A 13,669-nucleotide genomic window follows, 5' to 3' on the forward strand; every position below is an offset into this window, starting at 1 on the left:
TGGGCCTTAGGCGAGCGTTGAGCAGCGGCTTGTTTACGAAAACTGTGAGCCTGAAACTCAAAAATAGTGGCATGGTGCACCAACCGGTCAATGGCGGCAACGGTCATCATCGAGTCGGTAAAGATCGTATCCCACTGACTAAAGGGCTGATTGGCTGAGATCATCACACTCTTTCGTTCATAGCGATGGGCAATGAGTTCAAACAGAACCGAGGTTTCCACATCGGACTTTTTGACATAGCCGAGATCGTCAATGATGAGGAGATCATAGCGGTCAAGTTTGACCAGTGCAGCCTGTAATTCGAGTTGGAGTTTAGCCAACTGGAGCTGTTGGACTAAGGCGGTCGCGGAGACAAATTTAACCCGTTTGCCAAGCTCAACAATGGAGCGTCCCAAGGCCGCACAAACATGAGTTTTGCCGGTTCCACTGGGTCCAAATAGCAAGAGATTGCTAGCCGCCTCTATCCAGTCAATCGATTGCGCGAAGGCCATCATCGCGGCTGGATTAAACTCCCTGAGGTGGTCAAACTCAAAGTTGGTCCAAGACTTTGCGGAAGGTAGCTGCGCTTCGGCTAGGGCGCGGGTGATGCGATTTTGTTCGCGCCGACTGGCTTCGCCCTGGGCCAAAGCCAACAGGAACTGGGCGTAGGACCAATGCTCCTGGGTGGCTTGGTGTTCGATGGATTGCCACTGGTCGAGAAAGTGTTTGAGCTTGAGGTGTTTGAGGGTGCTCATCAGCGTCTGATAGGGCACGTCCTGGGGCGGTGGTGAGGAGTTGGTCATAGCTGGCTAAATCATGTTGCACTGAGGTGACGGTGGGACATTGGTCGGCCGTTAGGGTGGCCTCAAAGGCCCGTTGTAGTCCCGCCACACTCAGACTGGCCTGCTCCAATTGGAGGTGTAAGTACTCGGCGACCTGGGATTCGTTATCTTGGGTCGCTGCAATATAGAGGGCTTCGGTCATCAAACGAGCGGCTTTATCAGGCTCCATCGTTGTTTTGAGTGAGTCCCATAGAGACCGCCACTGGTCATTAGGCAGTAGCTCTGCTTGCCATTGGCAGTAGAGAAAGGCACGAGGTTTGCGACGGAGACTTTCGGCCACATGGCGATAATTGATACTGCGTGCTCGGCGAATCTTGTCACTGCCATGGACATGGACTCGTGGCAGCGACACCACTTCAGTCGTGCCCAAAAAGCCCACTAGACGGTCATGATAGAGGTGCAGGGTTAAGCGCTGACCAATCAATCGAGAGGGCACCGTGTAAAGGATGCAGCGGACATTAATCGTGCTGTGGGTGCTGACCTTCGCACTGCGGACTTCATAATCAGGGGTGCGATAGCGGGGTAAGGCTTGTAAGGTGGGGCGTTCGGTTTCAAATTTCTGTTGACACTTGCCATTCAGCTTCGCGATGACCGTCTCGATAAACCTCTGGTACTGAGCCACCGAGTCAAACTCAAAACTGCCCCGACGATATAACGCCTGACATAAGCGTCGCTTGAAATAACCATGGGGAGATTCAATCGCGCCATTTTCATGGGCAACCCCCGTATTGTTGCGAGTGGCCTCCATGCGGTAATGGTCACACACATCCGCATACAGCTGCGTCAGCTTAGGATTACGCCCCCCGGTATTACGATAGGCCGCGCTCAGACTATCTGTCCGATGGGTCTTGGGGGCTCCCCCACAGGCATGGAGGGCATTTTGAAGCCCTTGGGATAAGCCGATAAAACTCTCTCCGCCTTGGATTACTTGCACATACTGCCAACCGCTATAGGCCAACCGATAGTGGTAAAGAAGGTGATGAAATGCTTGACCGGCAACGGTTACCGTCACACCTTTAAGATGGGTAAAGTCCGATAGACCCATCTCCCCTGGTTCATGGCGGATCTTAAACATCACCTCCTTCGGCTTGCCATGGAGCGCTTTCCATTTCGATACTCGCCGTTGAACCGTTCTGAGTTTGTCGTCATATTGTTGCGGATAACGCTCTTGAAGGATCTCAAACACAGTCGTCGCTTCTAGCCGGGGTTCCGCCTCGAGCAGCGGCTTTAGTTCACTTTCCCATAATCCATTGAGCGGATCTTGACGCGTTTTCCAATCCCGTGGACGCCCTCGGTTGGGACGATGGGTCCCACTATCGATGCGATGGGCGGTGCGCGATGAGATCCCGGCTTTCGCTGAGGCACTCACTTGACTCTGGCCTTGGCGTTTCGTTTCCATATACAGCTCTACTTGATTGCGGTAAATTGCGACTGGCACTAGCGGTCTCTTTTTCTTGGAGAGGTACAACCCTAGTGTCTTTCTTTATGAACGGCCTTCGTCTCTGGTCAATGCTGAATACTCCTCTATGGGGAGCTTTGATATGACCGGACTACCTAATTGTCATTAACCCTGATTAGCTGCCTATGTAATTGTCACCCTATATACCAATCTTTTCCTCAAAGTTTGGTATATTAACCCCATAGCAGATAGCATTCATTGCTTGCGAAAATATTATCCACTTTTCGAGTGGTAAAACTATTTTAATACCCTTTTTAAGGTACTCTTCTCCACTTGGCCTTGGTTTTTCCCACTTACGAAAATCATTGATTAGTTCCTTAAACTCGTCGAGTGAACATCCAATTCGGGAAGAAAATTCATACTCGTGGATTGATGCGAGTGTTTCATTTAAAATATTTACAATAATTGATTTTGAGCTGGTTGTTATTTTCCCTAGATCAGAGATGTCAGTGGATAGAATTATTTCCATATTCTTACAGAACAAGCAATGACTGAGTAATCTTAGTGGGGTATCTTATCAGGGAGAATTCGTTCAAGGGATAAAAACTACAATGCCTGAATAACTTAATCTGTGGCATGGGTAAGCTGACTCAGCCGCCCGCTACCGTCATAGCTGTAGCGAGTGCTGGCAATGGGGGTATTGCCATCGGCTCCCGCAAACCGCGCCAGGGAAGTCAACTCACTGGCGACGTTGTAGCCCATCTCGACCCGCTTGGGCTGCACCGCTGTGCCCCCCTGCTGCACCTGGGTCATGCGGTCCAGGGCATCGTAGGTATAGTCCGTTGTCCCGGTGAGGGTACCGGCAATCGTGTCGGTGGTCTGGGTCAGGTTATCGACCGCATCATAGGTGTAGTCAAACACCACCTGGGGCACCGACGGTGCCGTGGTGATGCTTTCGGAGGTGAGCCGGTCGAGGGCGTCAAAGCTATAGATGTTACTGCTCAACACCGTGCTGGTAATCGCATCGGTATCTTGCACCTGGGTCAGTCGCCCCAGCGCGTCAAAGCCATAGCCAACGGTGCGCTGCACGGCATCTGTCGCACTCAGCCATTGCTCACTCGTGCGACGGTCGAGACTGATTATCTTCTACAGGTACCTTCAATTGAAACTCACATTCTTCAAAGGTTGCTGTCAAAATAGTATTGCTATGTGGATTTTCTCTATCTTGAAGCCCAATAAACTTTAGCTTCTCGAAAGTTGGCTCTGTTGCCAGAAAACCAACAAATGGACCAGGAGGCAAATCAGAGTCCTTTGAAGTTACTTCAATGTAGGCCATCTCCCGATAGGAGGAATATTTAAGATCGTAAACAGGAAATTTTTTTTCACTACATTCCTTGACAGAATAGCGAATGTAGCTCAAAACAATTTGCTCATAAAGTGTGGATGCTATTGCCTCCCATTCGTCATAGGCATCATGTTCCATCCAAGTAATGTTCATACGCTCGATAAATGGGATCAATGCAGTAAAACAGTATCGAAGAATACGAAGAGATTTCTTAAGCTCAGAACTTTCCATAAATAAACTTGTCATTAGCCACCTCTTATGACTTTTTCGAGTAACGAGATTTCCTTTAGTGTAGGTGCTCGCTTGTCCCCAAACCCTTGTCCTGGAATAACAGGCTTAACTCTATCTCTCGTAATATCAAGAACAACCTCACCCTTTTCATTGGTTACATAGGGTTTGCTGAAAAACTCAATAAAAACCTCAAGGATTATCCGGCAGCCCAGACGTGGTCAGTATTGCCTTGCCGATGATCGAGGGTTTTCAGCCAATCATCGCTTAACGTTGCTGTAAAGGGGCGCACATCTGCCTGATAGCCGCGTAGTAAGCGTATCAACACTATCAACAACAAGACAATAAAACGGCGTAGCCGTTTCTCCAAGTTCATCACCAAACAAGTGATGGCAATCATAGTTTCGGCGGTTTGGGCGAGTTTGACCATGACACGTCCTAGGCCAAATCGTCGTTTCGCCTGACCAAACTTGCCTTCGACAGCGACTCGAACACTCTCATCCTCTCGAACTTGTTGTTGAAGAAGTGCTTGTTGGGTTTCATCGAGCGACGGTCGACCTAAGGGCGGACCACTCAGACGGATACCATGTCGTTTACACCATCTCAAGTTATCGCGTGTGCGATAAATCTGGTCGGCATGCACCGAGGCAGGATAGTGGCCTGTTCGAGTTCGAAAGCGGTCTATCTGAGCAATCAAGTCTTCGGATTCATTGAAGTTATCCCAACTGAGATGGTCGAGAAACACATAGCCCGCCACACAACTGATGGCGAATTTGGCCCCAAATTCGACGGGCGTTCCGGCTTTACCGCGCACAATGGGGCGCACATGGGGCTGTGAAATACTCACAATGCGGTCATCAATCCGCCGCTGTTTGTAGTGGTACATGTGCTGTTGTTGGCGATAGACTTCATGAATGACCAATAGCATCTTGTACTCCCGTGGATTCAGCGCCGCGAGCGTGGCTCCTGCCTCGATTAACGGGTCAATGTGGCCCAGGTTTCGTCGCACATAGTTGAGCTGTTGTCGGAGGCCCTTGCGGATCAATTTGCGAGGCTTTTTGCGCCGTTTCACAATCCTGAGGTAGTCTCTGCGGGCGGTTTGACGATACGTTCGGGGCTTCTTCTCTAGACATCCCGCCACTTGTTGATACAATTCATCGATCAGCCGTTCACTGTGTTCCCTGGCCTGGTTCAGCAAATCAAGGTCGGTCGGATAGTGAATATCGGCAGGCGCGCAACTGGCATCCACAATCAACTGCCCTTGATTGCCACTTGATGGCGGTTCCGGTGGATCTGAGTCATCATTGGTCTCTGATCCACTCTCCTTAGGTGAGGGAGTAGTAGTTGGTGGAGCTGGTTCCATGCCCACTTGAACCACGGACTCATTGACCGCTAACACCAGGTCGAGACCAATGCGTTTGCGGAAATGGACCAGCATTGACGCATCAAACGGGGCCTTGTCACTGTACTCATGAAGCCCGAGAAAATATTGCAGATAGGGGTTCTCTCGTATTTGGTCAATCGTCTCTCGGTCGCTGATACCCAGTTTTTCTTTGATAATCAATGCGCCCAACGCCATCCGAAAGCCCTTCGCGGGGGCTCCCATATCCTCACTAAACTGGCTCGAATAGGTCGATTCAAACTCCTCCCATGGGATCATCTCGGCCAGTTTCACCCAACGGTTCTCCGGCGATAATTTGCCTCCAAACGGCAGATAAAAATCGTGGAAGGATAGCTGGCCGGGTGAAGATTGTCGGTACATTTCCCTGAGTAGGTGCAAGGGTTTTGAGCAGTTTAACCAATTTTCCGTGCACTTAAGCAAATCTCAATAGATTGAAACCCTTGCTGAGTATGAAGGCTAGACTTCAACAGCAAACCCTACATAAATCCGTTCCCCGCTGCCTCTGATTGCACTATTTGGAGGCCCAGTCAGATTTTTTACTCTGTTACCACTACGTCCTCCACTCAAAGTTATATCACCACGAATTTAAGGCTCTGAAGCAGTTTCAAAATAAGGCTGTTCAAAGTTAGGTCTAGAATCGACACCTAGCATTGGGCCAGAGTCATCAACCTCTGGTTGTGGTCCTTTACCAAAGCCACCAGGGTATAGATCTTCGAGATTGACAGGTGGCGTCTGTAAGATTTCATCCCAATCGACTTGCGGCAGCGGAAGATTGTCCCAGATGGGTCGGTTGGGGTCGAAGTCAGGGTTATAGCCGCCGGTGATGATAGTTTCCAGACACCTCTGACCAAAGTCTTTAAGGGTCTCGCGGGTCTCTTCTGATTGCAGTTGGTTATTGCAGATGGACTGCCCCTAGCGCGAGTACAGCGCCGCCTACGGCTTTAATGGCATTGACGCCGCCTACGGCTGCTAGAGTAACAAGGGCGGCTTCCCCGCTGGGGTCGGTGTAGTTGGTGGGACTATGAAAGACATAGCGATAAAGGTTGGCATCGCCTGCATCAAAGCCCAGCGGATCTTCCGAGAGGAACCGTCCCACCGTCGGGTCGTAATAGCGTGCCCGGTAGTATATCAACCCAGTCGCGTCATCTCGCTCTCTGCCGGTGTAGCCGGAGCGGAAGAATGTAGGTAGGTAATGCCTAATCTCGCTCTCTGCCGGTGTAGCCGGAGCGGAAGAATGTAGGTAGGTAATGCCTATACTACCTGCTGCTTGAAATTTGCTACCTTCTCCTGAAAAGAGATAGTAAAACTCTCAGTAGAGAGGGAAAGAACTGGATTTCGTCCAATGCCTTCATAAAACCGCCTGCAGCGAATATTCCTGATGATACGCTAAGGATATACCACCTGTGCTCGGGGGTTGTATCACCAAAGAAAAGAAGGATACATAATGCTCCAGCTCCAAACCCACCCAGGCCTGAGAGTATCACGTCCACAACGATTATATATAGATTTACCATAAGCACACCTGTTTAGCTAATTGAGTCGAGCATAGTTGACTATCGTCCGTTTGATCAGTCTTCGTTGAAAAGTGGAAGATTCAGAACTAGACTGCTATTGGAGACAAAACTTCCTGCAACTGGGGGCAAGCGGTAACAATCTAGGAGAGTACAGCCATTGTAGGCGGTGCGTTACTTGCTCTCATTTTTGTCACTAGCCAAGAATTCAATAGTTGGAGGAGAAGAGATAATTTCAATCTCTCCCCAATCTCCAGATAAGTGGTAATTTCCATGAGAACAGCTTAGAGTGTCTATATTGCCATAATCGATCTCGCCACTGGCATCCGAATATGGAATCATCACCTTATTTATCCACTTCACCTTATCTACTTGATTAAACTCCAGATAGGCTTTTTTATAGCAATATTGTTCTTCATGTGGTGGAGTTCGATATGCTGGATGTTCCTTTGTTAAGACAACATCCAGCAAGAACTTTACACAAGTTTCAAGGGTTTCTATGTTGAGAACATAGCTGTCTTCCAAGTAAACATGTTCAAGATCTGGCAATTCATAGTAATGGGATAACTTCATTTCTCCTCCTTAGAGTTTTTATAGATCATAGTTTATAGGTGTGTGATTGCCAGGGCTTTTTCTAGTGACAGGGTTGCCAAATGGATCTACTCTTTGACCAGATGCGTAACGCAACTCAACATGAGGAGATCCACTACCTTGTGCTCTCTGACTACCCTGTTTGATAGTTATTCTTATGACTCCATTGCCATCAACATATTTTATTGGCCCATTTGGATTCTGAACTCGCGTAAAATTTTGGCTTTCCGCAAGATTTCTAATATCGCTAGCATTGGGGGGATTACCAGTTCCGAAAAGTTGGTCAATCCCTGGAGCAGCTAAGTCATTAGGCTCAAAAAACGGTTTTTCAAGCTCTGGATTAGGAGATCTTGGATCAGCATCAAAGTCATCAACTTCCGGCTGCAGCCCTTCACCAAAGCCACCAGGGTACAGATCTTCGAGATTGACGGGTGGTGTCTGTAAGATTTCACCCCAATCGACTTTTGGCAGAGGCAGATTGTCCAAGATGGGGCGGTTGGGGTCGAAGTCGGGATTGTAGCCGCCAGTGACAGTTTCTAGACACCACTGAGCAAAGTCTTAGGGGGTTCACTGTCATAGACGATGCGGTTGAGGATATTGCTGTGATGCTGGCTCAGAGCACGTTATTGTGCTGGCTTTTCTGATCTTAATGAGGAGAGATCGCACTATATCACACTACCGAAGAAGATCAATTCCAGTCACTGCCTAGTCCATAATTTCAAACGGCCATCCCATCCAGCACTGACAAACCTTTGCTCATCGAGTATCGAAATCGCTTCGACCCTTGACCGCCCATGAGCACTAATCAAAGAAAAGTTTTCATCATTGCTAAGATTAAGGACGCGAATATTTCCATACCTGTTTCCAAGTATTAAGAGATTGCCATTTTCACTTAGTTTGACTATTTCAATAGCTTCACCTGTTTGAATAGATTCAATTCTCTGATTGGTTGCCATGTCAAAAATAGCTACAGTCCCATTAGGACTACCGATTACAAGTAAATTATGCCTTTCAATAATGGACAAAGACATAACGTAATCTAGTGAGTAATCTGACAAATTAATGCGATTTATCTCTTGTCCTGTGGCATAGTCTAATATCTTTATGACATTCCTGAATTCCTGATCTATGAATATTATGACCCTTTGTTCAAGGGAAAGGATAAAGCATCTTTTATGTATTGAGAGAATCCCTTTAAAAGCATACGCTAATTCACATTCATCTAGACTCCATACATAGGTTAATCCATCATTGAAGCTAGCAAAGAGTCTTGAACCATCATCACTTACAAACGATGAATGTACTACTTTACTCGTCCTGTTAAACTTAGACAACTCATCTTTTGAAGATATATCCCAAACCCTAATCATATTTCCATCATGGGAAATAATAAGATTTGCCTTTGGGGACAGAGATACAAATGTAGAGTCTTCAAATTCTCCTTTATTTGTGATTTTCTGAGGAGCGTTTTCAAGAAAATGGCATTCAGTAATTTTATATTTTTCTGAACTTTCAGAAAAGACTTGCCCTACAGAAAAAAAAGGTTCATGCTCGGACCCGTGCCAAATATTATATATTCTGCCGAGACCAGTCCAGGCGTAAGAACAATTAAACATGCCTTTGTTTCACTCCTCTTTTTTTTTGAGCGGCTGATATTCAGGATTATGAATAAATTCACTACAAATCTTTCCTGATGTATTAACTTTCCACCAGCCTATAATCCCAACAAAAGGTACATCACCATTTTTGTCATATTCGGCATCAACTTTATATACCCATCCATTAGGATTTTGCTTTGCGGTTTCCTTCACTTGATCCGTGACTTCGATTTTTTGGGGTTGAAAACTTTTTGAATGTTGCTGCATTTTCTTCTACTCTCCCTATCACAAAAATGGGATGTAAGGACCCAGTACAAAAACGGTTCCTTTGTTTGTCGTTACTTCACGAACAATCTGTCTGGAGCCTTCAATATAATTACGGTCAATTCCATCATAAAAGGTAATTTCATCTTTGCCATAAGGTCCCGGAGGAACATTTAGAGCTGCTTGGACATTCACTCCATGTGGTGTTGGAGTGATTTCATACACATAGCTTCCTGGGTCAACTGCAAACCCTACAGCTGCTTGTTGGTTCGTAGATAAAGCTGTTATCAACGATGCGGTTGAGAATTTTGCCGCTCGCGGACACTCGCTCAATCTATTATGCTGGGTTTCTTGGCATCAACCCAGCCTAAGGCGAGGGGCGATCGCACTGAGAGTTACAATGTTCTTGATCGCTGCCCTCATTTCACTGCCTGCGATCGCTACCCTGACCATCCGTCAGCATACATGTGTAGTGCTGGGTTTCTTGGCATCAACCCATCCTACGGCGAGAAGCGATAGCTCTTTCGGATGCTGGAGATGTTCAGTACCTACCCTCATATATGGCAGCGCATAATCTCCTGTTCGTCTGCGTCAAGGTCTTGATTAAGGTGAACATGAAATCCATTAGAGTATTCACCAAGAGCCATCCTTATAAAGGTCTTGGCTAAAGCTATATAAGCCTGCTTATTAGCGTATAGAACTGGCATACCATTTTCAATCACAATCTTCAACTCTTCATCTATCTCTTCATCATAATCAAATTCAATTGTATTTTGTGATGAAAGATCTTCAAACTCAAACTCAAATTTTTTCATCATCTTCTAGAGCGATACCTTTTTTATTTTGTGTCAAAAGAGTGTTTGGCTTTTCGAGACTTTCTTTGCTACTCCGTAATATGCTTATTGAAAATCCGTCTATTTTTTCCTCTAGCATTTCTCCTCAGAGCCTCAACATTAGTATGACGTATAGGGTCACCTCCCTTAACAAGAGGATGAGTTTCTGTTCTTAGATTTACCGATCTTCCACCTCCAAAATCAATAGTAACGTTCGTTTCCTGTAAAGTATCAGGATTTAGACGGTTTCTTGTGACAGAAAAATCACCACTTTCGATGCCTTCCTGAATACTATCGAATATTTCTTGGGTTTTCCGACTGGGTAAAGAAGGAGGGGTGTTCGCTGCTGGACTTGAGTGATTTGGAATATTGTTTCCAGCGGAACCTACACTAGGAGAGGATGCTCCTTCCAGTAAATCTCCTGCCCTTCCAACTCCTGGATTACCTTGGGATCGTAGCGGAGCCGCAGGATTAAGGTCATCGACTGCCCCAGTTGGAAGTCTACTTCCACGGGGCAATGCTGGAATAAGGTCATCCCTGGAGCCCGCCAAGGCCTTGCCTATGTCATCACCGATAATGAGCCGACATCAAAGTCCCTCTCCCAAGTTTGGGAGAGGGACTTTAGGGAGAGGTCAGGAAGGGTCAGGGGTAGGCCTGCAACGCATTAGCAGAATCAATGATTGCGCCGTTGATGGAGAGGGGGATGAAGTCCCCTTGGAAAAGTGGCGTTAGTCACGCGTCCTTCCTGGCTGTCCGAATGAAGGGAGGCACTTCAGGACCTTTAGTTTTGAAAGATCAATCTATGAATTAGACTCCAATTCCTCAACGAGATTCCACAATTCTTCTTCTGATAGCTCAAATTCTGGCCCCATATCCATGCCGTCAATTTGTCTAATTATTGAATTTAATTCAAAATCGATTTCACGATATCTATCTATTCGTAATAAGTGAGCCCACTGTGAAAGCTCTTCAGCGCTATAATTACCCTGAAGTTTTCTCTTCAAATCTTCTGCAAAGTTCTTTTTTGAATAAATCATAGTCCTAATTCATTTCCAGTTGGTGGAAAATGGGGTGAGTTTAGTGGAAGTCCATTTTCTGTCTTGAGGTGCACTCTATTCATATTGCCAGCATGATCATAAACTTCTTTCCATTCTCTTACTCTACCTGTTCGTGGATTATATTCTGTTACATGAGATCTACCTCGTGATGGTCCAGGTTTACTTGCTGGTACCTCGGCTTCATAGCAACGAACTCGACCGTCAGGAAGCTGTCTCGTTCTAACAGATCGTTCTTGGGCGTTTTCAGCAATTCTAAATTTTCTATTTAGTGCATCAGATGTATTATTACTATTAGCAGAAATTTTTCTATCTTCTGATATAGACTGTTGGCCTTTACGAGAACTACCAACTATACTATCTGCATCTACTGCTCTATTGGGACCTGGATTACCTTGAGATCGTAGCGGAGCCGCAGGATTAAGGTCATCGACTGCCCCAGTTGGAAGTCTGCCTCCACGGGGCAAGGCCGGAACAAGTTCATTCCCGGAGCCCGCTAAGGCTCTGCCGATGTCATCACCGATACTGCCTGCCCCTCTGGCAACATCATCAAGCAGTTGCGACAACTGTTAGGTAATTGATCGACCCAAGCCTTCTTAGCCATTGCTCACCAATGCGATGGTCGAGAGTGTCGTAGGTAAACTGTCGCGTTTGCCCGTTATAACGTCCAAATTCAAGGGTTTTGGAGTAGTGCTTTAGCTCTTGGACGTGGCGCGTGAGTCACGCACCCTACGCTTGCTAAGGATGAGATGCGTCGTTATCAGGAGGGAGATTTATGGAAGCTGAGTATGATTTTTCTAAGGCGGAACGGGGAAAGTTCTACCGACCTAGTGCGACGTTTAAGTCGCCTATCTAGATGAGGACGTGCAGGTTTTTGTAAAGAAAATGGCAGATAAAAAGGGGGTTGACCTCAATGATGTGGTCAATGAGGTCTTGAGAAGAGAAATGACTCTATCTAAGCAAAATTGATAGTGATAATCTGCTCTTGAGAGACATTTCTAATCACTTGGTGCGCTCAGTTCCATTCGAGTACTAATTTGACCATTCTTCGTTTTCTCAATGCATTCTATCCACTCGCTCCAAACAGCAGGATCTGCTGGATCTCCATCTTCTAGAGTGCTCATATCGCCTAGCAATCCCCCTAAATCATCAGATTGAGTTCTATCATATAGCTTGACTAAGAAAGCATACATTGCTGTATAAGCTTCTCTCTCACTCAACAAAACTTCCATACTTATTTGCCTCCTTGAGGTCATGTACTTCGATTGAGCCCTGTTTGAGAATTAAATGATCTGGGTGTTACATTTACCCCTCCTTCATTAATGACACCGTTACGAGTCCTAACCCATACTCGTCTGCCATCAGGTAGATTTTTAGCGGACCAAGTATTCCCAAACTTATCTGCCCCGAGGGTCGTTGACGGATCATTTGCTACGTCCTTTTCCAAATCTTATTCAGCTGTAACCCTACTTAAAAACGGACACCCTGGTAGAGATTTCCCTACCGGGGTGTTCTTCGATATCGGGAGTAGCTAGTCAGATTCTCTTATCAAACAGCAGGAGAAGCTCGATAAATTACAAATTCAATAGTTGAGATAAAACGGGGCTGAAGCTTATAAAAGTACTGATGAACAATGCCTACTGAGGCTAGAAGAGAGTATTGGTTATGGGATGGAGAGGGTTGAAAGTGGTGCAATGATATCGCACCTACCTGACTTTATTTATGCTGCTTGGGATAAAGGCATATAGCACGTAACTATGTAGGCTTTTTTTTTCCTAACAATTTTACTAGAGAAGAGAGCCAAACAAAGCCATAGCCAATTGGCTCTTCTTCACCTGTAACTATCTTTTCAAGATTTTTCCAGTCACTTGACAACTCTCCTAAACTAAATTCTTTGGGCTGTTCGTAGGGATTATATCTATTATCATCTACGATTTCCCAATAGAAATCTTCATCCAATTCGATTGAATCTATACCCAGTTCTTTCAAGTGATTGAATAAGACTTCAGTACACTGTTGTAGCGAATCTATGCTTATTTTCATTGTTCGTCTCCTGACTCTATGATGTCCATGATACCTTTGGTGAAAGCATTTATTTCGGCTTCTAGATGTCTAATTCTACCCTCGATGATTTTTTGCCTGACTACATCATTTGGTGCGTTTTTGAGGATTTTTTATTGTCAAATGCCTCAGGGTTGGCTTTATATGCTTCTAATTTTTCTTCGTGCTCTCGTAGACGTTTACTTAATGAACGAACCGATCTCTGTTGTGGTTTGGATAAATTTTCTAAGTATTCCTCCAAGTTATTAGGCAGATCAGAAGAGCTATCAAAGATAAAATCTCTCAAGTCTAATTGAGGGGTGGGAGAAGTGTCTCGAGTTCGTCTCAATATATCGGATAAATCATCTAAATCAACTTCCGGCTGCGGTCCTTCCCCAAAGCCCCCAGGGTACAGATCTTCCGGATTGACGGGTGGCGTCTGCAAGATTTCACCCCAATCGACTTGTGGCAGCGGCAAATTGTCCCAGATGGGTCGGTTGGGGTCGAAGTCGGGGTTGTAGCCGCCGGTGACAGTTTCCAGACACCGCTGAGCAAAGTCTTCAAGGGCCTCGCGGGTCTCTT

Annotated in this window: 20 protein-coding genes and 1 pseudogene; 1 reads left to right on the forward strand and 20 read right to left on the reverse strand. The window is 46.1% G+C overall.

The genetic code is table 11. From position 1 onward, the window contains the following. The 13 genes and pseudogenes from istB to DXZ20_RS12365 form a co-directional block, all read right to left on the reverse strand. A partial coding sequence (gene istB, locus DXZ20_RS12305) for an IS21-like element helper ATPase IstB (protein WP_284681672.1) occupies nucleotides 1–734 on the reverse strand: 734 nt, incomplete at its 3' end. A 433-nt stretch (nucleotides 735–1,167) separates the two neighbouring features. After that, nucleotides 1,168–2,220 (reverse strand): annotated as a pseudogene (istA, locus tag DXZ20_RS37410) (IS21 family transposase); the annotation flags it as partial. A 199-nt stretch (nucleotides 2,221–2,419) separates the two neighbouring features. Continuing rightward, nucleotides 2,420–2,749 (reverse strand): hypothetical protein, encoded by a 330-nt coding sequence (locus DXZ20_RS12315; protein ID WP_163698467.1) that lies wholly within the window; start codon nucleotides 2,747–2,749, stop codon nucleotides 2,420–2,422. 95 nt (nucleotides 2,750–2,844) lie between these two features. Then, nucleotides 2,845–3,309, reverse strand: a complete 465-nt coding sequence (locus tag DXZ20_RS12320) for a hypothetical protein (RefSeq protein WP_163698469.1) — start codon at nucleotides 3,307–3,309, stop codon at nucleotides 2,845–2,847. 25 nt (nucleotides 3,310–3,334) lie between these two features. Further along, nucleotides 3,335–3,811, reverse strand: coding sequence for a hypothetical protein (locus DXZ20_RS12325; protein WP_163698470.1), 477 nt, complete (start codon nucleotides 3,809–3,811; stop codon nucleotides 3,335–3,337). Between the two features lie 181 nt (nucleotides 3,812–3,992). Then, on the reverse strand, nucleotides 3,993–5,555 hold the full coding sequence (locus tag DXZ20_RS12330; RefSeq protein ID WP_163698472.1) for an IS5 family transposase: 1,563 nt from the start codon (nucleotides 5,553–5,555) through the stop codon (nucleotides 3,993–3,995). A gap of 532 nt (nucleotides 5,556–6,087) precedes the next feature. Further along, nucleotides 6,088–6,450, reverse strand: a complete 363-nt coding sequence (locus DXZ20_RS12335) for an RHS repeat-associated core domain-containing protein (protein WP_163703480.1) — start codon at nucleotides 6,448–6,450, stop codon at nucleotides 6,088–6,090. Between the two features lie 22 nt (nucleotides 6,451–6,472). Beyond that, nucleotides 6,473–6,709, reverse strand: coding sequence for a hypothetical protein (locus DXZ20_RS12340; RefSeq protein ID WP_163698474.1), 237 nt, complete (start codon nucleotides 6,707–6,709; stop codon nucleotides 6,473–6,475). A 171-nt stretch (nucleotides 6,710–6,880) separates the two neighbouring features. Beyond that, complete coding sequence (locus tag DXZ20_RS12345) at nucleotides 6,881–7,279, reverse strand: hypothetical protein (protein ID WP_163698476.1); 399 nt, start codon at nucleotides 7,277–7,279, stop codon at nucleotides 6,881–6,883. Between the two features lie 18 nt (nucleotides 7,280–7,297). Beyond that, a complete protein-coding gene (locus DXZ20_RS12350) occupies nucleotides 7,298–7,783 on the reverse strand; it encodes a hypothetical protein (protein WP_163698478.1) in 486 nt (161 codons plus the stop codon). A 212-nt stretch (nucleotides 7,784–7,995) separates the two neighbouring features. After that, nucleotides 7,996–8,913: a WD40 repeat domain-containing protein gene (locus DXZ20_RS12355; protein WP_163698480.1), complete on the reverse strand. Its 918-nt coding sequence runs from the start codon at nucleotides 8,911–8,913 to the stop codon at nucleotides 7,996–7,998. A gap of 9 nt (nucleotides 8,914–8,922) precedes the next feature. Then, nucleotides 8,923–9,162: a hypothetical protein gene (locus DXZ20_RS12360; protein ID WP_163698482.1), complete on the reverse strand. Its 240-nt coding sequence runs from the start codon at nucleotides 9,160–9,162 to the stop codon at nucleotides 8,923–8,925. Nucleotides 9,163–9,180: 18 nt separating this feature from the next. Next, entirely contained in the window at nucleotides 9,181–9,450 is a 270-nt protein-coding gene (locus DXZ20_RS12365) for a hypothetical protein (protein ID WP_163698484.1), read from the reverse strand. A gap of 48 nt (nucleotides 9,451–9,498) precedes the next feature. Between DXZ20_RS12365 and DXZ20_RS12370 the strand changes: the two genes are divergently transcribed. Next, nucleotides 9,499–9,678: a hypothetical protein gene (locus tag DXZ20_RS12370; RefSeq protein ID WP_163698485.1), complete on the forward strand. Its 180-nt coding sequence runs from the start codon at nucleotides 9,499–9,501 to the stop codon at nucleotides 9,676–9,678. A gap of 35 nt (nucleotides 9,679–9,713) precedes the next feature. Here DXZ20_RS12370 and DXZ20_RS12375 read toward each other — a convergent pair whose 3' ends face one another. The 7 genes from DXZ20_RS12375 to DXZ20_RS12395 all read right to left on the reverse strand — a co-directional run. Then, nucleotides 9,714–9,977 carry a hypothetical protein gene (locus DXZ20_RS12375; protein ID WP_163698487.1) on the reverse strand — a complete coding sequence of 88 codons (264 nt, stop codon included), beginning with the start codon at nucleotides 9,975–9,977 and terminating at the stop codon, nucleotides 9,714–9,716. Nucleotides 9,978–10,377: 400 nt separating this feature from the next. Continuing rightward, entirely contained in the window at nucleotides 10,378–10,527 is a 150-nt protein-coding gene (locus DXZ20_RS37415; protein ID WP_250565734.1) for a hypothetical protein, read from the reverse strand. A 265-nt stretch (nucleotides 10,528–10,792) separates the two neighbouring features. Beyond that, the gene (locus DXZ20_RS12380) at nucleotides 10,793–11,029 is read right to left on the reverse strand and encodes a hypothetical protein (protein WP_163698490.1); all 237 of its coding nucleotides are present in this window, start codon (nucleotides 11,027–11,029) and stop codon (nucleotides 10,793–10,795) included. Further along, nucleotides 11,026–11,613, reverse strand: coding sequence for a hypothetical protein (locus DXZ20_RS37420; RefSeq protein ID WP_250565735.1), 588 nt, complete (start codon nucleotides 11,611–11,613; stop codon nucleotides 11,026–11,028). Before DXZ20_RS37420 ends, DXZ20_RS12380 begins: the two co-directional genes overlap by 4 nt. 432 nt (nucleotides 11,614–12,045) lie before the next feature. Then, nucleotides 12,046–12,279 carry a hypothetical protein gene (locus DXZ20_RS12385; RefSeq protein WP_163698492.1) on the reverse strand — a complete coding sequence of 78 codons (234 nt, stop codon included), beginning with the start codon at nucleotides 12,277–12,279 and terminating at the stop codon, nucleotides 12,046–12,048. A 523-nt stretch (nucleotides 12,280–12,802) separates the two neighbouring features. Beyond that, the gene (locus DXZ20_RS12390) at nucleotides 12,803–13,090 is read right to left on the reverse strand and encodes a hypothetical protein (protein WP_163659822.1); all 288 of its coding nucleotides are present in this window, start codon (nucleotides 13,088–13,090) and stop codon (nucleotides 12,803–12,805) included. Nucleotides 13,091–13,190: 100 nt separating this feature from the next. Then, a partial coding sequence (locus DXZ20_RS12395; protein WP_250565736.1) for a hypothetical protein occupies nucleotides 13,191–13,669 on the reverse strand: 479 nt, incomplete at its 5' end.

The sequence above is a fragment of the Adonisia turfae CCMR0081 genome, from assembly GCF_011009555.1.
Lineage (GTDB): Bacteria > Cyanobacteriota > Cyanobacteriia > Phormidesmidales > Phormidesmidaceae > Leptothoe > Leptothoe turfae.